Origin of the sequence: Lacticaseibacillus hegangensis (genome assembly GCF_003946465.1) — a bacterium.
GTDB classification, from domain to species: domain Bacteria; phylum Bacillota; class Bacilli; order Lactobacillales; family Lactobacillaceae; genus Lacticaseibacillus; species Lacticaseibacillus hegangensis.
Genome location: NZ_RHOL01000030.1, coordinates 15451 through 34767, shown reverse-complemented (window position 1 = coordinate 34767; position 19317 = coordinate 15451). Strand labels below are relative to the sequence as shown.

Sequence of the window (19317 nt, the reverse complement as noted above, 5' to 3'; positions counted from 1 at the left end):
TAGTACTAACAAGAATAGGTCTTCATGGCCTTTTTGGTCTAGTCGTCAGGGTGTTGCACTTGAATTGTAAACTGGGGGGCTCTTTCGGGGATGCCAAACGCCGAATAAAAAGCACCGCGCTAACGGTGCTTCTTTGGGGCTTGCTGCTTGTTGCGGCCGTGCAACACTTGGCGGCGCTGTGCAAACCAGGCGGCCATCTGGGCCTGTTGCTCCGGCGTGGCGTTTTCAAAACGCTCGTGAAGCCGTTGCTTGCGCCGCGGGTCTGGGCTTTGATCCAGCCAAGCCGCCCAAGGGGGCAACGGTGAGCCGTCACCAGACGTTTTGCTGGCAGGCGAAGTTGCCGCATGGTTGGCATCTGACTGAGGCGCCTCGGCCGGCTCGTGCCAGATCCGTCTGGCGGTTTTACGCCAGTCGACATAGTCTGAGGCGGGCAACTTGGCCAAGTCTTCCTGCTCATCGGCGGGCAGGGCAGCCGCGTCATACATTTGCTGGCGCGCATCGGCGTTGATCAGAAAACTGAGGATCGGGTAGGCCAGGTAAAAGACCAGGGTAATATGCGGAAAGAAGTACCCGCTGATGATGGCCGCCAGCGACAGGCCATCCAGCCAGTGGTTCGCGTTGCCGTAAATCTTGCGGTAGACCTGCTGCATGTCAGCTTTCGTGGTGTACTGCAGATGAATGATCGACTTAGCCAGTTCCCGGAACACTAAATTGATGGCGGCCTGCATCACGCCGTACAAAATGACGGTGATGCGCGTGGTGTTTTCCGCCATCATTGCGGTGAAGACGGGCATTAGGGACAGCACAGCCAGAAACACCACATCCCAAATCAGGATGCGGTAAGTCATCGTGTCGATTTCCGCAAACGCGGTGCTATGCTGATACCACATGTTAAAGACAAACACAAAGGTGATTAGGTAGATGCCGATGTGTTTGCCCATGCTCAGGTAGCTTGGCCAACTGTCGTGTAAAATTGGGGTGATGTCGAGCACCATGATGGTGATGATGACCGCCATGATGCCATCCGAAAAAGCATCGAGTCGACTTTTTAGTTTTTCCATAGTGGCCTCCTGGATGGTTCACCGTATTTTACGGTTAATCACGAGGGCGTGCAACTGCGGTGGCGTAAAACAAGTCCGGACCGTAGGCGAATGGTCTCAGCCCAAAGGACAAGCGCCTCTGCAGCGCGATTCGTTCTTGGAATTGCGGTGCAGAGGCGCTTGGGTGCTTGATGTTACACGGCGAGATTATACCGTCTTGCTTTCGTGACGAGGCAGCCGGCGGTCACTTGAACAGGCGACCGAAAAAGCCGGGCTTTTTGGCTGATGATTGCGGACGCGGCGGCTCTGCTGAAGTGGGCTGGTCGATGTCTTCAACGTTGATGGCGGAGCTGGCCACCAGTAAAATACCGGCTCCCTTTGGCGCAAGGTTGGCCGTCCCATCGTTGACCAGCGTGAATTGGATGTTCTTCGCGCTTGCGGCCTTCATGTAAGGCGCCGTCATTTCAGGATCGAGCTTACCGTTGATCAGCAGTTTGTATCCCGACTCGCCGGCTGTTTTGGCCAAGGCGGCAGTCACTGCCGAAAGTGAAGCTGGCGCTTCGACGTCCTGGTTGAAGACCCGGATGGCGACCCGCTCGCGCAGGGACCCTAAATAGTGGCGCCGCTCATCTGGGTTAGTCTGAGGCGGCCCATAAATGCTACTATTAAGGTGTTGTTGCAGATCATCGTCAGCCATGGTCAATTCCTCCTTGGTGGCGCTTGCAGCGCATGTACATTCAGTATAGCAGAAGGGGGCGTGCCATGTTCACCGATCAGGATTTTACTGTTTTTGATGAGCCGACACTGGAAGGCCGGTTGGACTTAATTCGGCGCGTGATCGATCCGAAGTTCGAAACTGCTGGCAATCAGTTGGCCGAATTGCTCGAGGAGGCAGGGCTGCCGAAGCTGACGCTGCACGTAGCCAAACATTTGCGGCGCCACAAGAATCCGCCGCCGGACACCTGGCTGGCGCTTTCAACCAGCCAGCGCGGCTACAAAATGACGCCGCACCTTGAGCTGGGCTTGTGGGATGACCGTCTGTTCCTCTGGCTGGCCTTGCTGCAGGAAGCCAAAAAGGTGCCGGTTCGCGTGCCGTTTGACTCGCTGCGGCCGCAGATGGTGTTGCTGCCAACCGACATGGAAATTGGGGCCGACCACACCAAAAAGGCCGTGCTGCCGTTGACACTGTCGAATTATGACCGGGTCAGCAAACGGTATCTGACTACGCAGGCCGGAGAATTTTTGGTGGGGAAGACCTATCTGCGGGCCGATCCGCTGTTTGCGGAGCCCGATGAGCTGTGGGCTGACCTGCAGGAGCGGGTGGTCCGTTTGGCACCGGTGTTTAAGCTGTTGCTTGACGCCAATCCAAGCTGAGCAAAATAGCGCGCCATCTGTTGTGATGGCGCGCTATTTTTGACCCGATTGTTAGCTCGCTACTTTTGACGGCCCTGGCCGCGGAAAGCCGTCAGCCAGTGCTCAGAATAATTCGCCGTATTATCAAATGGACAGAGGGTGCGGGTATCGGCGATCAGCTGCGCTGCCGCCTGCCGGGTGGCTTCGGTGTCGTGCTGATAGACTTGGGCGAGCGTCTGCAGCTCGGTGACCTCGCAGATGGGCCACCAGGACAGTAGCCAAGATTCATGGGTAAAGGCAGCGGTGAGCTTGGGGATCACGCTGTCGACGTGAAAGTACACGGCGCCGTATATGAAGTTATCACAGTTATCGAAGAGCTGGGCCGCCACGTTACTTTGCGGCTTAATGCGGGCTAACACCACCGTAACCAGCTCGTCGTAGTAGGTTTGATCGATACGGTTGATGTTCAAGTTGAGCAGCTCCATGTCCTGCGAACTGAGTGTGGTCAGGGAGCGGAAGTAATCGACTATCGCCTTCTGTTCGCTTGGCGTCGCATCCGCGTACAGCGGATCGTGATCAGGCAGCGCGTCTGGCGCCGCCCAGTGGAACGCCGTCGTCAGCCCACCTTGGTACATGACACGCAGGCCCTCGGGAAAGTTGGGCGTGGTTCGGCGGAACTCCTCAAGCAGGTTGACCAAGTCATCTCGCGTGTAATGGGCTTGCTGGAAGTTGCTGGCCATGGTGTAGGCCTTCAGGCGATAACGGCGGAAGGTGCTGGTCGCGTCGGTTGCCGCTTGCATTTGGCTGGTTGGCACAAGAAGTCGCTGCATCAACGTCAGCGTGCTGTGAAAGCCTAGCGTCGTCTTGCCATTTTCAAACCGGGATTGCGCTGCTGCGGACCAGTCCCCAATCACGTCTTTGACGGTCAGCCCCCGCTGCTTGCGAAGTCGTGCCAGGGTGGGGCCGAACATTAACTTCGCATCTGGCTCAATGGCCAGTGCGGAATCGTAATGGTCCTCGATTACCTGGTTGTGCCAAGCAGGTTTAGCGCCAGCTGTTTGTACTGAGTGGTCAAGAAAAGCTGCCAGCTGCGTTGCGCCGACTCGGCGTAGTGCGCCAAGAATCGGGGCGGGGTCGCGGTGTTCGGCAATCGCGCTGATGGCCAAAAACTGCGGCATCACGCTGTTGAAATGAATCTGCAGTGCCGGGATTGGGCTGATGCGCTGCATGTCGGCGGCAATCTGCGCGTACAATGGCTTGTCGTTGTGCAGCAGTGCCACTAGGGCTAGGCGCCACAGGGCCTGCCGCTGATAGCCTAGCGTTTGGTCCGTTAAGGCGGTTAGCCGCTGCCATAACAACGTCGTCAGTTCATGACTGGCAAAGGGCACTGCGCTCGAAATGAGATAAAGTTCGAAATTGCTCCACTTGCTCGGGTAGGCGAGACGATCCGCCAGGGTCTGTTCCAACGTCAGGGGCAGGTGTCGGTCTTCAGTCTCAGGCAGGCGTAAAAATGGCTGAATCTGGCGGATCAGCGCGGCTAATGGTTCGGCGCAGGTTTGCTGCTGAAGAAAAGTGTCCACCTTTGTAGCCAAGGCCGTCCGCTGGCCCTTGATGATCTCCTGAAGGCCATTGGCGAAGCCTTGGGTCTGAGCGCCTAGCATTTCGCCGAGGTCGTCTACACCCATCCCGATGTTAAACATCAGCTGGCCGGCAATTTTGAGACTGATATCACCCTGGCCGCGTTCAAAGCGCGAAATGGTTGCTGTGTTAAGCCCAGTGGCGGCCTGCTTCATAGAGATGTGCCGCTGCGTGCGAAACGCCCGAAATAGTTCACCCAAAGTCTGCCCCATGCCGATTTCCCCCATCCAAAGTGCCAACCTAGTTGCTAATAGCATAGCACCAAGCGCCGTGAGGATGGGTCATTTTTCTGGCGTTAGGCATCAAAAAAGCCTTCTCTGATCACTCGAGAAGGTCACAGTAAATTGACGGCCGTTGTTACGCGACTGAGTCGTCGCGCAACACTTTAAATTCGATTCCCAGCATTTCCTCGATGGGCTTGAAATGAACGCCATGTGAGGTGTCGTCGGCCAGGAGAAAGGCGTTGACGTCCGGGGTGTGGTTGCTGAGGGTGCCACGTTCGGAGAGCCAAATCTTCAACTCCCCGGTCGTGTCGTCGTAAAAGCCGCGCAGCGAAGGGATAATCTCGCCATCCAATTCAAAAGTCGAAGTATCGAACAGGTCCCAGACAGAGTTGACAAAATCGTCCAGATTATCGTCGTTGGCAAGCACATCGTGAGTCTCTGGAAGCAGGGCGAGAAAAGTTACCTTTTTGGTCATTAAGAATCCCCCTTTAATTGACCGAACAAATGGGACATCATTATGCTTCAATGGCGGCGCGCTTGCAACCTCTTTTTCAAAGACGACAGCAGGCAAAAAGCATATCGGTAGAAAGGAGCAACCCGTGCCGTTTGGGCGAAGCCTCACCTAGACCGCAAGCAGGCGGTGGAGGTTGATTCAGGGCAGAGATGGTTGGTCAGTCGCCGGCCGGGTATAATAGAAATTAGGTGAGTGCGAAAGGTGGTGGGGTAGTGCCGCAAATTTACTTTCTGTGTACGGGCAACTCGTGCCGCAGTCAAATGGCCGAAGGATTTGCCAAGCAGATGCTGGGCAAACAGTGGCGAGTGGCCAGCGCCGGTCTACAAATCGACGGGCTGAATCCGCTGGCGGTCAAAGTGATGGCCGAGCGCGGCGTGGACATCAGCGCGCAGTACTCGAAGCTGATCGACCCGCAGTATCTGCGGTCATCTGATTTGGTGGTCACATTATGCGGGGATGCGCGTGATCGCTGCCCAGCAGTGCCAGCAACGGTTCGACGGCTGCATTGGCCACTGCCGGATCCGGCCGCGGCCACGGGCACCGACGATGAAGTGCTTCAGGTTTTTCGCACCGTGAGAGACGACATTGCGCGGCGGGTGAGCGAGTTGACACAGCAAGCTGGCTGCGACCAGGAATTCAAACGAGGCTGAGACATAAAGCGGTTTTAGTCCAAAATGCAACTGCCCCTGCACCACGATTTGGTTTTAAAATCGCGGTGCAGGGGCAGTTGTGTGCTAAGGCGTTGTTTTATGTTTCGCGGCTAGGCAATTTTGTCTGACTTTGGCTCTTCTTGGTGAGCGGATTAAAAAAACCACCATTGCTGGTGGAAAAGTTTGGGGGAACTTTTTGGGAGTGTTGCCATTCCTCTGGCAGCTAATGTTGGTTCTGCCTTTGGACCTCTTTAGAGTATCACATCTTATCAGATTTGATAACTAAAAAATTCAGAATTGGCCAAAATATTTATTCATAACCAATTTGCTGGTCCGCCAATCATCACTATTGGAGCTTTGTACATCTTGCTAACCATGTCGACACCTCCGCTTCACAGGCTTGCAGCCGGTGCCTATCATGGGGCCCCGAATGATAGAATTTTCAAGATGAAAAGTCAATTTTCACAATCTCAGGTCTATTCAGACGGTTTGCCATTAGCCAATACCAATGGCGCGGGCTGCCGCTTTACCGAATGGTCAGTTATAGCTGACCGCTATCGATGATTTTTCGCATCGCAGTTTGCACGGCCATCAGGGTCATGTGCGGGTCTCGCTTGAAGGCGGGGACTAGTTTGGCGGCGTTCAGAGCGTCAGTTTGCAGCAGTTGCTTACCCGTGATGTCCAGAACGATCAAGTCCGTATTGCGCAGCCGGGCGGTGAGGTAGCCGCCTTCAATGCCCTCATCCAGGAGCTCCTGAATCCAGTTTTGCAGTCCGCCTTGTACCACCTGATCCTCGTTCATCGGCTCACCATTTTGCTGACTTTTTGCTACGAGTGCGGCAACTTGCGCCATTGTTTCGGGAATTTCGTGCATGAATGCCATCTCCTTTGTCTTTTCACGGGCATTGTACGCTTACTGCCCAAAGAAAGGAACTACGCCAACTTAAAAAGCCAGCCGTTCCGGCGACTGGCCGTGAAAATATTAGCTGACTTTGGCCTGAACGGCCGGATTCTGCGCGCTTTTTGCCGCTGCGGCGCGTTGCACCAGTAGGACGAAGGGCCGCAGTTGGGCGGCGTCCTGCTGCCACAGGTTCTCCGGGTGCCACTGCACGGCCATGATCTGACTATCACGGGTATCGGCGACCGCCTCGACCACGCCGTCCGGGGCGGTCGCAACAATCTGGAGGCCGGGCGCTACCTGTTTGATTGCCTCGTGGTGGCGCGAGTTGACGTAGGCATACTCGCCGACCAGTTTGGCCAGCTGCGAGCCGGCTTTGACCGTGACATGGTGGGTCGGGTACTGACCAGGAGCTGCCTGTGCATGGCGAATGGTGGCATCAGGATCTTGACTCGCCAAATCCTGGTACAAGGTGCCACCCAAAGTCACGTTCAGAATCTGCAGGCCGCGGCAAATGGCAAAAATAGGCTTGCCGGCCGCGAGGGTCGCCCTGATCAGGGCCTGCTCGAAGCGGTCCTTCGGATAGGTCACACTGCCAATGAAGCGGGTCGGCTCTTCGCCGTAAAGTGTTGGGTCAACGTCTGGCCCGCCTGGCAGCAGCAGCCCATCAAACGTCGCAACGGCGGCCTCGGCCAGCTCAGTTGCCAGGGTCACGTCATCGGGAAACGGCAAAATGATGGGGGCCCCGCCGGCTTTAATGATGGCGGTTTTAATGTCACGCGGGGCAAAGTCCGCGTGGTTCAGGTTTAGTTCGACAGAGGGTGTGTCGAGAGCATCACCGGTCATGGCAATAATGGGACGCATGGGATCAATCCTTTCAGAAAATCATTGTCACCTACTTTAGGACATATTTCCCAGCAGTCAAGTAAAACTTGGTAAACTATCGACGCGAAAAAGCCGCCCAGCAGTTGCAGGGCGGCAGAGTTGCCAGACGCTTATTCAGCATGGAAGAAGTCGTCGTTTTCAAACATCAGCTTCACGAAATCATGCGCGTACTCCGCGCGATTCCAGTCCCGCTGCCACTCGCAGGCCAACTGGGCGTTAGAGATGAGTTCGGCACCGGCCTGTTCGACCCGCCGCAGCGCTGTTTCGTGGGCTAACGTGGACGTCCCACCAATCGCATCCACCACTGGGAAAACGTGGTAGCCTTCCCGCAGGGCGTCCAGTGTTGGAAACGCCATGCAAGCCTCGGTCCACAGGGCGCACATGATCAGGTTCTTGCGGCCGGTGGCGTGGACGGCTTCGTTGAAGTCCTGGTCCTCCCAGGCGTTGATGTTGGTGCGGTCAAACGTAGGCTGATCCGGCATCAGGTCGCGCAACGCCTTTAGCGTGTCAGCGTTGCGACCGGTCGCGACGTTCACGGTACTGAGGACAATGGGGACGTGATAGGCCTGTGCTAGTTTGATGGTGAACGACACATTTTTGACGAGCTGCGGATGGCCGATCGACTGAATCGACGAGACTTGCGTGGGCTGGTAATCAATTACCAGCAGGACGGAGTTTTCTGGGGTCAGCAGCGGATCTTCTTCTGGGTTGCGACGCGGATAACTGGTCATGATGCTTACCTCCTAATAATTGGATACGCTTGCATTGTAGACTGTGGCGCGGATAATGACTAGTAAAGCGGCTCGGGTTGCGAGACGCGTAAAGGAGGGTGCAATGGGACAATTCTTTCACTCGTTGTTCAAAGGGATCGCCAATTTTTTCACGCTACTGGCAGGAAATATCAATCGGCCATTTTTGCCGCCGGATTCGGTGCGTAAACGGACCCCGCGTCAAAATCAGGACGATTGGCGCCACCGGTGAGTCTGGTTTGCGGCAGTACATGAAGCACTCAAGGAGATGACAGCCGATGACGAAAATCACGGATCAACTGGCTTTGGAGTTCGGCCTCGCGCCGGCGGATTTTGCGCAGCCGTACAACCGGTTCATCACGGCGCCGCCAGTCAGCGGGGCGCGGTATTGGGCCCGCGACGCTGGCGACCTCGTCGTGTATCAGGATCATCTTTACGTCCGCACGACCAACCCGCTGGTGACTGACGGCATCGCGCTGGATTTCAACACCACGGCGGGCGAGTGGTTTTTCGCGTGGCCGCACCTGCGCGAACTGGAGCGTCTGCTGCACCGCTACGGCTGGCAGATTACCAACCACGCGCCGTTTTTTCTGCCGACTGGCGCAATCCAGCCGCCAAGCGACGCGCACCTGATGCTGATTGAGCAAGCCGACATCCCGCTATTCAAAAAGGACAAGCGGATCCACGAGGCCTTTGCCTTCGATGATGTTGATCCCGATATGCTGGGGGTTGGCTATTTTGACGATGGCCAGCTCAAGGTGGTGGCTGGCGCCAACCAAAATGGGCGCTACACCTGGGAAATTGGCGTTGAGGTGCTGGATCCGGCCTTCGCGCGCCAGGGGCTGGCAGTCAAGGTGGTTCAGTTGCTGACTGCAGAAATTCAACGGCGCGAACCCGAGATGTTGGTGGTTTACGGCACGCAATTTTCGCACATGCGGTCAATGAACGTGGCCATTCGCGCGGGCTTTAAAGTCGGTTGGACAGAGCTGACGTTTGCGCCGATTCGCCGGCACCACTGACCTCAGGTGCGAGCCGTGGTTGCGCCTTGGTCGGTAAATGAGTAGGATGACCACTGATTCAAATGAGGTCAATTAGCGTTGGCCGTGGTCACGGACATAGTAGGAGGGATAGCATGAAAATTGGCATTATCGGCGCTACTGGCCGCGTCGGCCAAGCGATGGTGGCAGCGGCACTGGCAAAGGGCCATGAAGTCACCGCACTTGTGCGCAATCAGGCCAAGGCCGAGAAGCTGTTCGGCAGCACAGTTTCATTGGTGGTCAAAGACGCACTGACCTTGGACCGCGTTGATTTTGACGGGTTGGACGCGGTCGTTGACGCGTTTGCCTCGCCGCAGGCCTTCCAGCACTTGGATCTGGCCACGCGCCTGATCACGATGTTTCGAAAGACAGAGAAGCCATATCTGCTGTTCGTGCTGGGGGCAGGCTCGTTGCAGCTCCCATCGGGCGAACGGTTGGTGAAACAACTCGAAAAAACGGCTGCTGGTGCGCCTTGGGTCAAGACCCCACAGCAGCAGCTCCATGAGTACCAGTACCTGCAGTGGATCCAGGACGTGGCGTGGACGGCGGTCTCGCCGCAGGCCAACTTGATTGACGGAGCGCCGAGTGACTACCGGCTGGGCACCGACGCCGTGATGACCGCGCCTTCAGGCAAGTCAGAAGTCTCGGTAGGTAACCTGGCGACCGCAGCCATCGCGGAGCTTGAGGCCAAGACCCACTTGCGGCAGCGCTTTACAGTCGTGAATGCTTAGACAGCAAAAACTCTGATTTCAGCCGGCAGTCACATTGCTGCCGGCTGAATCAGAGTTTTTTTTGTGTGGTTATTGTCGTGGGTTGATGGCCAAGCGGTCAGGCGAGACGGCGCGAACTTTTTTAGGCGAGAACGTGGTCGATGGCGCGTTCTTCTTCTGCGGTGAACGTCAGCTTGTTCAGCGCCTTGACGTTGTCATCAAGCTGGCTGACCTTGCTGGCGCCGATGATGACACTGGCCACCGCCGGCTGTCGCAGATCCCAGGCCAGCGCCATTTCGGCAAGGGTCTGGCCGCGCTTTTCGGCGATGGCGTTCAACGCCTTGATCTTGTCCAACTTGCTTTCCACGTCAGCCACGTGCAGGAATTTGCTGTCCTTGCGAGCGGCGCGAGAATCTTCGGGGATGCCGTGCAGGTAGCGCCCGGTCAGCATGCCCTGCGCCAGCGGGCTGAAGACGACGGCACCGGTGTGATCCTTGGCCAAGGTCGGGAACAGCTCTTTTTCAGGGTCGCGGCCGAACATATTGTAGCGGTCCTGATGAATGATGTACGGGGTCTTGAGCTCTTTGAAGATGGCGGCAATCTTTTCGGTGTTTTCCGCGTTGTAGTTTGAGATGCCGACATACAGCGCCTTGCCGCTTTTGACCAGCTGGTCGAGAGCCAGCGCGGTTTCCTCCAGCGGGGTATCCGGGTCGAAGCGGTGAGAGTAGAAGATGTCAAAATAGTCGAGGCCGGTGCGGCGCAAGCTTTGGTCGCAGCTGGCAATAATGCTTTTACGCGAGCCCCACTCGCCGTATGGGCCTGGCCACATGTAGTAGCCGGCCTTGGAAGTGATGACCAGCTCGTCACGGTACGGCTGGAAGTCCGCTTTGAAGATTCGGCCAAAATTGGTTTCGGCGCTGCCGGCGTCCGGGCCGTAGTTGTTGGCAATGTCAAAGCAGGTGATGCCCAGGTCAAAGGCGTGGCGCAGCAGGTGCCGCTGATTTTCCAGCGGGTCAACACTGCCGAAGTTGTGCCACAAGCCCAGTGACAGGGCGGAGAGTTTCAGACCGCTGTTGCCGACGCGGCGGTACTGCATATTATCGTAGCGAGTTGGTGATGCGAGATAGTTTTCCATAATCTTGCTCCTTTGTCAGAATCGGAGATAGCGCTTTCTCATCTCTGCTTTTCACATTATCACTTATCCCGGCCGCGGCGCAAAAATTTTCGGCGGCTTCGGTACTATGGTATTTTAATCATAGAAGGCAAAAGGGGGTGTTGATCATCGGTTATGTCGAAGATTTGCGGCGCCTGGTCGGGCATCGCCGCGTGCTCTTGAACGGCTGCTGTGCAGTGTTGGTGAATGACGACGGGGCGCTGCTGATGCAGCAGCGCAACGAGCCGGCGCGGCGCTGGGGCTTGCCTGGTGGGCTGATGGAACTGGGCGAGTCGACGAAAGCCACGGTGGTGCGTGAAGTCGCAGAGGAAAGCGGCCTCCGGCTGGATCCGGACCAGCTGCACCTGCTCAACGTCTACTCCGGTGAGGGCACGAGTGTGGCGGCCAACGGCGATCAGTTTGATATCGTGAACACGGCTTATTACGCCGAGCATATCTGCGGTACACCGCGCGTCAACGATGCTGAGTCGCTCCAGTACTGCTGGGTGCCGTTTTCGCTATTGCCCGACAATGTGCCCAGGACCCACCAGCATGCAATTCGCGATTATTTGGCTTTGAAAGCAAAGCAGGCGGATAAAGGCTAGCCGGTCACGCGAACGAAAAACAGCGGCGCCACTCAGACTTGTTGCCTGAGTGGCGCCGCTGTTTTTTGCCTAAGCTCAGTTTGCTCCGGTCACGTGCATGTCCGCGTGCATGTTGACCGTTAAGAAGTGCCAAAGCGCCGGTGTGATGCCAAGCTCTTCCAGATCCGCCAGTGAAACGGTGTAGCGAATTGCCGCTTCGTCGCCTGACGCGGCTTTTTGGACCCAGTGCGGCTCACGCAGCATCTCACGGCCAATCGCCACAAAATCAATGCCCGCGGCCATGACCTTTTCCGCATCTGCAGGCGTTTCGACGCTGCCGACACTGATCAGTGGCAAGCGGCCCGCAACCTGGTGCTGGATTTTCAAGATGACCGGCTCGGTATCGGCGTGGTCATTCAGCGAGGTCTGGAATGCGTGCCCTTGAGAAATGTGCAGGTAGTCGATGGGTTGATCAGCTAGCGTGTCAATGAACTTGAGCGTGTCTGGCAGCCGGATCCCCGGGGTTTCAATTTCCTCTGGCGAGATGCGGTAACCGACCAGAAATGGCCGGTCGGCTTCCGCTGCGACTTGGTGGACCCGCTTAATGATCGCCAAGGCGAAGCGCTCGCGGTTTTCCAGGCTGCCGCCCCACTGGTCAGTACGCCGATTGCTGTGCGGGGAGAAGAACTGTTGCATGAGATAGGTGTTTGCCCCGTGCAGTTCAACGCCGTCGAACCCGGCCTCAAGCGCACGCCGGGCGGCCTGGCCAAAGTCCTCGATCAAAGCAGTAATCTCATCTTCCGTGAGGGCGCGAGGAGTTTCAGCCCCTTGGCGCAATGACGGTACGGCACTGGCGGACACGGGCTGCTCGCCGCGCAGAATTTTTGAATTGGTCATTCGGCCGGCGTGAAAAATCTGCAAGATGGCTTTGGTGCCGTTTTGCTTCATCGCACTGGCCATTTTGGTCAGGCCGGGCAGGTAGCGATCATCGGCGACCGAGAGCTCGCCTTCAAAACCCTTGCCGCTTTCGGCCACATTTGCGACAGGGGAGATGAACATGCCAGCGCCGCCGCTGTGCAGTTTAAAATACCGCAGCTCATCGGTGGTGACAGAGCCTTCCTCGAATGCCGAGGTCTCGGTCATCGGCGGGATCACCACGCGGTTTTTCACCGTGATCCCGTTTTTGAATGTGTAAGGCTTGAGAAAATTATAGCTGGCCATTTTATTCCTTCTTTCCTTTTCTGTCAGCAGATCTAAGCGCATTTTATGAGTTTTAACCGTGATCAGTATAATGCGCTATTAAGCCACTGGTAAGCTGCTTGCCAAAAATTCCGTGACATTCATCAACAGGAATTGGCCGGTGGATTTAGATAAACTGACCATACCTATTCTTGCATTCTATTATCAATCAGCAGACCAGCCGACTCTAAGAGGTGCGCGAAAACGTTGTCGAATATCATAAATGTTCAAAATAAGAATGACGATTCCTGCACATATTGTGTTTCATAAAGACAATTATCTCTAGCTATACTTTATGCTGAAAGGAGGTTAAGATATTGACATTAAAGGATTTATCAGACTTTTCTACCAAAGAGGACGCTATTGCGGCTTTGTTTAATCACCTGATTAATTTGAAGGATGATTCTGGACAATTCACTTTTGAGACAGATGCACGAAAGGTGGATGACAAGAGCTGGAATTCCTGGAATTGGCCACAGGGGGTCGCTCTCTACGGCTTGTTCAGGTATTACGAATTGAGCCATAAACCTGAAGTGCTGGACGCAATCGATCAGTGGTATGACGTTAATCTTAAACAGCCAATTCCAGCATCCGATCTAAATGTTAATGGCATGATTCCGACGCTCACATTGGCTACACTGTTTGATCATTTTGATACCCGAATCAGCAATCTCGCTGATTATCTGACACAATGGGCAGAATGGGCCATTCACTCACTGCATCGTACGGACTATCGAGGATTTGAACATGATACGTTCGGTAACTTCAATGACCAGCAGCTTTGGGATGACACATTGATGATGGCTGTATTGCCATTGGCCAAAATTGGGGTGGTGCTTGATCGTCCAGATTATGTCCAAGAGGCAATGCAGCAAATTCTTGTTCACAGCAAGTTCCTGATGGACAGTGAAACAGGACTCTGGTATCACAGCTGGAACTTCTCCAGTTCGCCGCATTCTGCAAAAGTGTACTGGGGTCGGGGTAATGCTTGGATCACAATAGCGATACCGGAGTTAATTGCGATTCTAGGTCAGCAGATGCCGGATGCAATTAAAAACTACGCAGTGAGCGTGCTGAAAGGCCAGATCAATGCATTGCTGCCCTTGCAGGCTGAAAGTGGTATGTGGCGCACGGTCTTGGATGATCCGACCGCATATGAGGAAACGTCTGCTACTGCAGGCTTTACATACGGCTTTAAGCGGGCAAAGCAGTTGGGTCTCATTCAGGGGGCCACCGTGGATCGAGCCATCACGAGAGGACAACAAGCCTTGTTAAATCAGGTCTCACCTTCAGGTCACTTGGCCAATGTTTCCTCAGGAACGCCAGTCGGGCCAGACAACGCGTTCTATAAACAGATTCCAGTCACGGATATGCCGTACGGGCAGGCCTTGGCAATCTTGGCTTTAGCAATTTAGTGATTAATTTGAGAGGGGCTGTCACCAATCGAAGATTTTGCAAAATTACCAAAGGCTGATATCTCGATTACCCATAGTAATGGTGATCCACTTCGAATGTCGGTTCCTCACTATCATGATGGCTTTGAGCTTCACACGGTGATTCATGGCAAAGTGACCTACTTACTTGATTCTAAGGTCATTCATGGTGGCGATGGCACGATCACATTGATTCCGCCAAACTTTGTGCACCAGCTCATGGTGCACGATGAAACGACCTATGAGCGGTTCTTTGTCTATTTTCGGTTACCCATTTTACGGGGATTCATTGAGATGGCCCCAAACGCTTTTGGCCCATTGCTGGGCACGTTGCAAAACGGCCCGTTTTCGGTGCGACTGTCTGGTCGCAAAATGGATAAGTTTGTCGATTTGCTGAGCGATTTGAATGCACTAGTGCACCGCTCGTCTGTCAACTGGCAGGGAATGCGTGAGCGCATGCTGCTTGTTGAACTGCTCATTTTAATGTCTGACCACTATGTGTCACATCAGAAGAGCAGTAATCGGTTAACAGAACAATACAGCGAGAATTTTAAAGCCATGACTGGTTATTTACGCGATCACGCTGCCGAATCGCTGACGCTTGACCGCATAAGCGATCATTTTTACACGAGTGGAGCGACAATCAACCGGACGTTCAAACGCGAAATCGACATGACCCCGAAACAATACCTGACGTATGTCAGAATCAACGCGTCATTACCATATATTGAGGCAGGAGAGCCAATCAAAATGGTGGCTAATCGCGTCGGTTATAAAAATGAATCGAGCTTTATTCGCACCTTTAGTTCACTTAAGGCGATGACGCCGAAGCAATACTTTAAACGAGTTAGTCGGAAGGAAAGAGAGATGTAACTATGGAACAAGCAAAAGAATCTTGGTGGCGTAGATTTGCCGACAGCTTCGTCAAGTTCTCAGTCAAGCTTGGACAAGAAGTCCATTTGATGTCCTTACGCGATGCCTTCGGGACTGAAATGCCAATTTTCATTACTACAGGGATCGCGACCTTGCTTAATTCTGTTGTATTTCCGTTTATCATCAAAGACCCTAAAATTTTGACTTATTTTCAAAACTTTGGGTCTGCGGTCATCAACGGGTCACTGAATGTGATCACTGTGCTGTTGGCGCCAACTGTTGGCTATTTTCTCGCTAAGAACAAGAAATTCGATAATGCCATTTTCTGTGCCATTATGTCTTTAAGTAACCTGTTTGTGATCATGGCATTGAAGTATTCGGTAACCCCAGACAATGCGACTAAACCAGTTAGTGTGACCGGAGTGCTGCCATACACTGTACTTGGCGCGAACAGCATGTTTGCAGCCATCTTCGTGGGTTTGGTATCGACTGAATTACTGATACGGTTCTCCAAGGTCAAAAATTTCCAAATCAAGATGCCTGCCAGCGTTCCGCCAGCCGTGATGAATGGGTTTAAAATGATGATTCCGTCCATCTTGGTCACAACGATTTTCGGGATTTTGGCTGCCCTGACGGTTGGACTGCTTCACACCGATTTCATTAGTTTGATTGCGACTTTGATTCAGCAGCCCTTCAAGCGCATCGGGTCCAATCTCTTTGGTTATATGTTTATCTACAGTTGTGGTGATCTCTTGTTCTTTTTCGGTATTCATCAGTCGGTCTTAAATGGGACACTCTTGGGGCCACTTGAGACGATGAACATTACCGAAAATATGAAAGCGTTTGCGGCCCATCAGCCAATTCCTAATATTATTTCTGGTGAGTTTCGGATGGCATACATGCAGATGGGCGGCACTGGCATGACGCTTTGCCTGCTTATGGCACTGTTCCTTTTTAAAAAGCAAATTGATTACAAACCGTTCGACACAGTTGCAAAGCTCTCCCTTGGCCCTGGATTGTTCATGATCAATGAGCCAATTATCTTTGGCTTGCCGATTGTGTTCAACATTCCAATGCTCTTCCCATTCATCCTGGTTCCACTTGTCGGGGGACTGATCGGCTACTTTGCCACGATTATTCACTTTGTTGAGCCACTTGCGATTATGACGCCTTGGTTTACACCCCCGTTTGTCAGTGGCTTCCTATCCAGTGGTGGTGATTGGAAAGTCGTTGTCGTTCAGGTGATTATCTTCATTGTTGGGACGTTCCTGTATTATCCTTTCCTGAAACTTGCGGCGCGGACTTTGAAGAAACAAGCAGAGCTTTCCCCAGAGCCTGTCGACACTGCGGCATCCGATGAAGCAAAGTAAAGTGTTATCAACTAGATACGAATGAGAGGGACGCTATTGTTAACATCCAATCAAGTTAAAACGTTGAGCCGTGACGTTGATCCGTTTATTGCCAGCTGGCACGATGATGTCAGTCATCTTGCCGGTTGGCGGCATAACTATTTCTGTCAAGATGATGGGGCGCTGCTGACGTTTGATCCGGCCAGCCCGCATCGCCATGTATGCCCAGAGTGTGGAAGAGTTTATGAATCAGTCGCGACCGATAATGCGTGGGTAACCATCTTTCGGAATCTTACCTTGGACCACCTGCGGCAGGCGATGTTTCTATATCAAGCCACTGCAACACCCAAGTATTTGGATTTTTGCAAGCGGGTGTTGAACTTCTACGCGTCGCATTACAGTCAGTTTCCAATCCATGTCAAAGATGTCGTGGTGGATTATCAGCCGTATGAATCTTTGCGTGCTGAAGCTAAGCCGGATGATCCTGTCGTGATGTTTGATAATTGGGCACTGGATGATGGCAAGGTTGAGGTTGTCGGCCCTGGCAAAATTATGGGTCAAGGGCTCTCAGAGGCCATTGCACTGATCAAATTGGCTTTCGTTTTCCAGAATCTCCGTGACCACTTTGATCAAAGCGAGGCCCAACTCATAGTTGATCAGCTTTTCCTGCCGGCAAGGGATTTTCTGGACCAGCAGCAGTTCGCCATTCACAACATTACGTTGTGGCGAGAGGCTGCGATCCAGGTGCTCAATATTGTCTGCGGGCAGCCAGTGGACTTTGAGCGGCGGCTTGGAATTTATGACCATTTAACTAAGGGTGTCACCAATGCAGGACTATGGTATGAGGGTTCAATGCACTATCACTTCTACGTGCTGGAGGCATTGACGGATCTTGCGTACTTCTGCACTCAGGGTGAGATTGAGGCACCGAAGTTGCGCGACGGAATCGAGCAGATGTTGAGTGTGCCTTGCCAGTTGGCGTTTGCAAATGGCGATTTGCCAAACCCTAACGATGGTTGGCCGAACATTAACCTGTTGACTTATGTCCAGCAGTACGAGATGGCAGCTTTGGCCTATCCGAAAGACGAGCAGATCCAAGCCTTGTATGCGATGGTTTTGAACAGTAGCAAGAGCAGGGTCCCAGTGCCTTTGGAGCAGGATCGTTACTTTGGCAAGCACAGTATTATTGGACAGGCCTATAATTTGTTCCCATCGCATGTGTCGTATGAACCACGTCATCAAAATCAACTGTTAGATGGGTCTAAGCTTGCAGTGTTGGCCGCAGGCGACTGGCAAGCCTTCATCAAGTATGGGTGCTTGACGCTTTCTCACGCACACTATGACCCACTTAACTTTGAGCTTGCTTTCGGTAATCATCATTTGGTCAAGGACCTATCGAATGCAGGCTATGGCAGCGGCCTGAATGAACGTTGGTACAACACCACGCTTGGTCACAATTCACTCATAATCAATGGGGCGCTTAACAACAATCGGTCTTATCATGCTGAAGTTACTCAGATCTTAAATGGCTACAAGGCGGTTAGCGCTGATGCTTTCCCAGACAGCGTGATCGAACGGCAATTCACGCTGACAGTGCATGGCTTAGTGATTCGCAACAAGGCAGTCGCACCAGCAAACGGTCAGACGGCGCTGGTTCAACATCTTGAAATCGGAATGGACAAAATGGCGACTCAGGCGAAGCTGTCTGCAATTTCTCTTTCTGGGGTTGCTGAGTTTGCGCTTGATCGTAGTTTCGTCAAAAAGGCGTACCAAGTTGCAACTACTGATCACCAGGCTCTGTTCCAGTTCCCTGAGTTTCAGTTCACATTGAGCTGGGAAAATGAAGCTAAGTTGTATCTCTTGGTCTCGGTGGGCAATCCAGTTGAGCAACCGCGGCTTTCGTGGCTTCTTTGCAGTGGTGATCATCTCAACGCCACGATCAAAATCGGTTAATGGAGTGGGGACTACTGGATAGTCCCCACTTTGTTTGGCCAGTCAGTAAAAAAAGAAACCGATGCGCCGTGATTAAGATTAAAGACTCACCCGGCCAGCATCGTTTCAGCCCTTGTTACACGACGGAGAGTCATGTTTGGGGGTGATTAAGTGAGGAGGAATCAGGTAGTATGCGAACGGATATTGCGGTTCGGGGACATGATCTTGCCTATTATGATGACATCACGGCGCTCAGTAGCGCAATGCGGCAACGCGGGTTGCACTCTCTGGCTTTTTCACCGGCCAAGTCGTTGCCCCAAACAACGCATGAAGGGGATCTGGTCAGCTTCGGTCTGGGGGCGTTTGTTCGTCGCGCACTGGCAGATTCTGAAGTTGAGATTGCGACACTGAGTTGCTACGTCAATATGGTGGCCCAAGACTTGACTGAACAGGATAAGGCAAACGGACGATTGGCCAGATATCTGCAAATTGCACCTGCATTTGGAACCAGAATCGTGGCAACTGAAACAGGTAGTGTGAGCCCTACTTATGCAGTGACGCCAGCTAATTATGAGGACAAAGTTTTTGAGACTTTGGTGCGGCAGGTCCGGCGCCTACTGAAAGTCGCACACGCGTCAGGTACTTTTCTTGCGCTGGAACCTGGCATCAGTAATCCGCTGTATTCATTGGGCCGGGTGAAGGAGCTGGTTCAGGCTGTCAATGATGACGCTAACTTAAAATTGATCATCGACCCCGTCAATTTGTTACAAACCGCGGCTGACTCTGAATCTGCTATTTTAGATGCTGCTTTTTCTCAGTTTGCAGACCGAATCGTGGCGGTTCATCTGAAGGATTACCGCTGGCATAGTGATCGGAACCATAAAATAGAAACAGTGGTTCCTGGTCAAGGCCAGGGTAATGTTCCCGAGATGTTAAGGCTTGCTGACAAGGCACAGCCGTTTGGCATCAAGTGCCTGGACGAGTTGCCAGACGGGATGCTTGATCGAGCCCTCGCTTTGCCTTGGATTAAAAATGTGTAGACCAAGGCCGGTGCTC

The 19317-nt window shown here is 53.4% G+C and carries 19 protein-coding genes; 10 read left to right on the top strand and 9 right to left on the bottom strand.

Annotation, left to right across the window (positions count from 1 at the left end; translation table 11 throughout):
- Window positions 1-119: 119 nt before the first annotated feature.
- Both EKM86_RS09635 and EKM86_RS09630 read right to left on the bottom strand, forming a co-directional pair.
- Complete coding sequence (locus EKM86_RS09635; RefSeq protein WP_125757418.1) at window positions 120-1061, bottom strand: TMEM175 family protein; 942 nt, start codon at window positions 1059-1061, stop codon at window positions 120-122.
- 223 nt (window positions 1062-1284) lie between these two features.
- Window positions 1285-1737: a YueI family protein gene (locus EKM86_RS09630; protein WP_125757416.1), complete on the bottom strand. Its 453-nt coding sequence runs from the start codon at window positions 1735-1737 to the stop codon at window positions 1285-1287.
- A gap of 65 nt (window positions 1738-1802) precedes the next feature.
- Between EKM86_RS09630 and EKM86_RS09625 the strand changes: the two genes are divergently transcribed.
- On the top strand, window positions 1803-2414 hold the full coding sequence (locus tag EKM86_RS09625; protein ID WP_125757414.1) for a DUF1054 family protein: 612 nt from the start codon (window positions 1803-1805) through the stop codon (window positions 2412-2414).
- Between the two features lie 59 nt (window positions 2415-2473).
- On the opposite strand, the gene EKM86_RS09620 is transcribed toward EKM86_RS09625, so the two are convergent.
- Together EKM86_RS09620 and EKM86_RS09615 are read right to left on the bottom strand one after the other, a co-directional pair.
- Complete coding sequence (locus tag EKM86_RS09620) at window positions 2474-4243, bottom strand: helix-turn-helix transcriptional regulator (protein ID WP_125757412.1); 1770 nt, start codon at window positions 4241-4243, stop codon at window positions 2474-2476.
- Between the two features lie 145 nt (window positions 4244-4388).
- Window positions 4389-4730 carry a hypothetical protein gene (locus tag EKM86_RS09615; RefSeq protein ID WP_125757410.1) on the bottom strand — a complete coding sequence of 114 codons (342 nt, stop codon included), beginning with the start codon at window positions 4728-4730 and terminating at the stop codon, window positions 4389-4391.
- A gap of 251 nt (window positions 4731-4981) precedes the next feature.
- On the opposite strand from EKM86_RS09615, the gene arsC reads away from it, so the two are divergent.
- On the top strand, window positions 4982-5419 hold the full coding sequence (gene arsC, locus EKM86_RS09610) for an arsenate reductase (thioredoxin) (protein WP_125757408.1): 438 nt from the start codon (window positions 4982-4984) through the stop codon (window positions 5417-5419).
- A gap of 541 nt (window positions 5420-5960) precedes the next feature.
- Here the strand turns inward: arsC and EKM86_RS09605 are convergent.
- The 3 genes from EKM86_RS09605 to EKM86_RS09595 form a co-directional block, all read right to left on the bottom strand.
- Window positions 5961-6293 carry a hypothetical protein gene (locus EKM86_RS09605; RefSeq protein WP_125757406.1) on the bottom strand — a complete coding sequence of 111 codons (333 nt, stop codon included), beginning with the start codon at window positions 6291-6293 and terminating at the stop codon, window positions 5961-5963.
- A gap of 108 nt (window positions 6294-6401) precedes the next feature.
- On the bottom strand, window positions 6402-7181 hold the full coding sequence (locus EKM86_RS09600) for a gamma-glutamyl-gamma-aminobutyrate hydrolase family protein (RefSeq protein WP_125757404.1): 780 nt from the start codon (window positions 7179-7181) through the stop codon (window positions 6402-6404).
- 131 nt (window positions 7182-7312) lie between these two features.
- Complete coding sequence (locus tag EKM86_RS09595) at window positions 7313-7933, bottom strand: hydrolase (protein WP_125757402.1); 621 nt, start codon at window positions 7931-7933, stop codon at window positions 7313-7315.
- A 296-nt stretch (window positions 7934-8229) separates the two neighbouring features.
- On the opposite strand from EKM86_RS09595, the gene EKM86_RS09590 reads away from it, so the two are divergent.
- Entirely contained in the window at window positions 8230-8970 is a 741-nt protein-coding gene (locus EKM86_RS09590) for a GNAT family N-acetyltransferase (RefSeq protein ID WP_125757400.1), read from the top strand.
- Window positions 8971-9083: 113 nt separating this feature from the next.
- Window positions 9084-9719, top strand: coding sequence for an NAD(P)-dependent oxidoreductase (locus tag EKM86_RS09585; protein WP_125757398.1), 636 nt, complete (start codon window positions 9084-9086; stop codon window positions 9717-9719).
- A 121-nt stretch (window positions 9720-9840) separates the two neighbouring features.
- On the opposite strand, the gene EKM86_RS09580 is transcribed toward EKM86_RS09585, so the two are convergent.
- Window positions 9841-10833: an aldo/keto reductase gene (locus tag EKM86_RS09580; RefSeq protein ID WP_125757396.1), complete on the bottom strand. Its 993-nt coding sequence runs from the start codon at window positions 10831-10833 to the stop codon at window positions 9841-9843.
- Window positions 10834-10970: 137 nt separating this feature from the next.
- On the opposite strand from EKM86_RS09580, the gene EKM86_RS09575 reads away from it, so the two are divergent.
- Window positions 10971-11456 carry an NUDIX hydrolase gene (locus EKM86_RS09575; protein ID WP_125757394.1) on the top strand — a complete coding sequence of 162 codons (486 nt, stop codon included), beginning with the start codon at window positions 10971-10973 and terminating at the stop codon, window positions 11454-11456.
- Between the two features lie 75 nt (window positions 11457-11531).
- Here EKM86_RS09575 and EKM86_RS09570 read toward each other — a convergent pair whose 3' ends face one another.
- Entirely contained in the window at window positions 11532-12656 is a 1125-nt protein-coding gene (locus EKM86_RS09570; RefSeq protein WP_125757392.1) for an NADH-dependent flavin oxidoreductase, read from the bottom strand.
- Window positions 12657-12991: 335 nt separating this feature from the next.
- Between EKM86_RS09570 and EKM86_RS09565 the strand changes: the two genes are divergently transcribed.
- The 5 genes from EKM86_RS09565 (at window position 12992) to EKM86_RS09545 (ending at window position 19301) form a co-directional block, all read left to right on the top strand.
- Window positions 12992-14089 (top strand): glycoside hydrolase family 88/105 protein, encoded by a 1098-nt coding sequence (locus EKM86_RS09565; protein WP_164506241.1) that lies wholly within the window; start codon window positions 12992-12994, stop codon window positions 14087-14089.
- A gap of 18 nt (window positions 14090-14107) precedes the next feature.
- The gene (locus EKM86_RS09560) at window positions 14108-14980 is read left to right on the top strand and encodes an AraC family transcriptional regulator (protein ID WP_308439830.1); all 873 of its coding nucleotides are present in this window, start codon (window positions 14108-14110) and stop codon (window positions 14978-14980) included.
- Between the two features lie 2 nt (window positions 14981-14982).
- The gene (locus EKM86_RS09555) at window positions 14983-16350 is read left to right on the top strand and encodes a PTS sugar transporter subunit IIC (protein ID WP_125757387.1); all 1368 of its coding nucleotides are present in this window, start codon (window positions 14983-14985) and stop codon (window positions 16348-16350) included.
- Window positions 16351-16386: 36 nt separating this feature from the next.
- Window positions 16387-18282: a heparinase II/III domain-containing protein gene (locus EKM86_RS09550; RefSeq protein WP_164506240.1), complete on the top strand. Its 1896-nt coding sequence runs from the start codon at window positions 16387-16389 to the stop codon at window positions 18280-18282.
- A gap of 170 nt (window positions 18283-18452) precedes the next feature.
- Window positions 18453-19301 (top strand): sugar phosphate isomerase/epimerase family protein, encoded by an 849-nt coding sequence (locus EKM86_RS09545; RefSeq protein ID WP_125757383.1) that lies wholly within the window; start codon window positions 18453-18455, stop codon window positions 19299-19301.
- The last annotated feature ends 16 nt before the right edge of the window (window positions 19302-19317 follow it).

Excerpts from the sequence above, each read along its gene's own strand:
- EKM86_RS09625 (WP_125757414.1), top strand. The coding sequence starts at position 1,803 with ATGTTCACCGATCAGGATTTTACTGTTTTTGATGAGCCGACACTGGAA.
- EKM86_RS09545 (WP_125757383.1), top strand. The coding sequence starts at position 18,453 with ATGCGAACGGATATTGCGGTTCGGGGACATGATCTTGCCTATTATGAT.
- EKM86_RS09590 (WP_125757400.1), top strand. The coding sequence starts at position 8,230 with ATGACGAAAATCACGGATCAACTGGCTTTGGAGTTCGGCCTCGCGCCG.
- EKM86_RS09630 (WP_125757416.1), bottom strand. The coding sequence starts at position 1,737 with ATGGCTGACGATGATCTGCAACAACACCTTAATAGTAGCATTTATGGG.
- EKM86_RS09615 (WP_125757410.1), bottom strand. The coding sequence starts at position 4,730 with ATGACCAAAAAGGTAACTTTTCTCGCCCTGCTTCCAGAGACTCACGAT.
- EKM86_RS09605 (WP_125757406.1), bottom strand. The coding sequence starts at position 6,293 with ATGCACGAAATTCCCGAAACAATGGCGCAAGTTGCCGCACTCGTAGCA.
- EKM86_RS09620 (WP_125757412.1), bottom strand. The coding sequence starts at position 4,243 with ATGGGGCAGACTTTGGGTGAACTATTTCGGGCGTTTCGCACGCAGCGG.
- EKM86_RS09570 (WP_125757392.1), bottom strand. The coding sequence starts at position 12,656 with ATGGCCAGCTATAATTTTCTCAAGCCTTACACATTCAAAAACGGGATC.
- EKM86_RS09635 (WP_125757418.1), bottom strand. The coding sequence starts at position 1,061 with ATGGAAAAACTAAAAAGTCGACTCGATGCTTTTTCGGATGGCATCATG.
- EKM86_RS09585 (WP_125757398.1), top strand. The coding sequence starts at position 9,084 with ATGAAAATTGGCATTATCGGCGCTACTGGCCGCGTCGGCCAAGCGATG.
- EKM86_RS09580 (WP_125757396.1), bottom strand. The coding sequence starts at position 10,833 with ATGGAAAACTATCTCGCATCACCAACTCGCTACGATAATATGCAGTAC.
- EKM86_RS09555 (WP_125757387.1), top strand. The coding sequence starts at position 14,983 with ATGGAACAAGCAAAAGAATCTTGGTGGCGTAGATTTGCCGACAGCTTC.
- EKM86_RS09600 (WP_125757404.1), bottom strand. The coding sequence starts at position 7,181 with ATGCGTCCCATTATTGCCATGACCGGTGATGCTCTCGACACACCCTCT.
- EKM86_RS09595 (WP_125757402.1), bottom strand. The coding sequence starts at position 7,933 with ATGACCAGTTATCCGCGTCGCAACCCAGAAGAAGATCCGCTGCTGACC.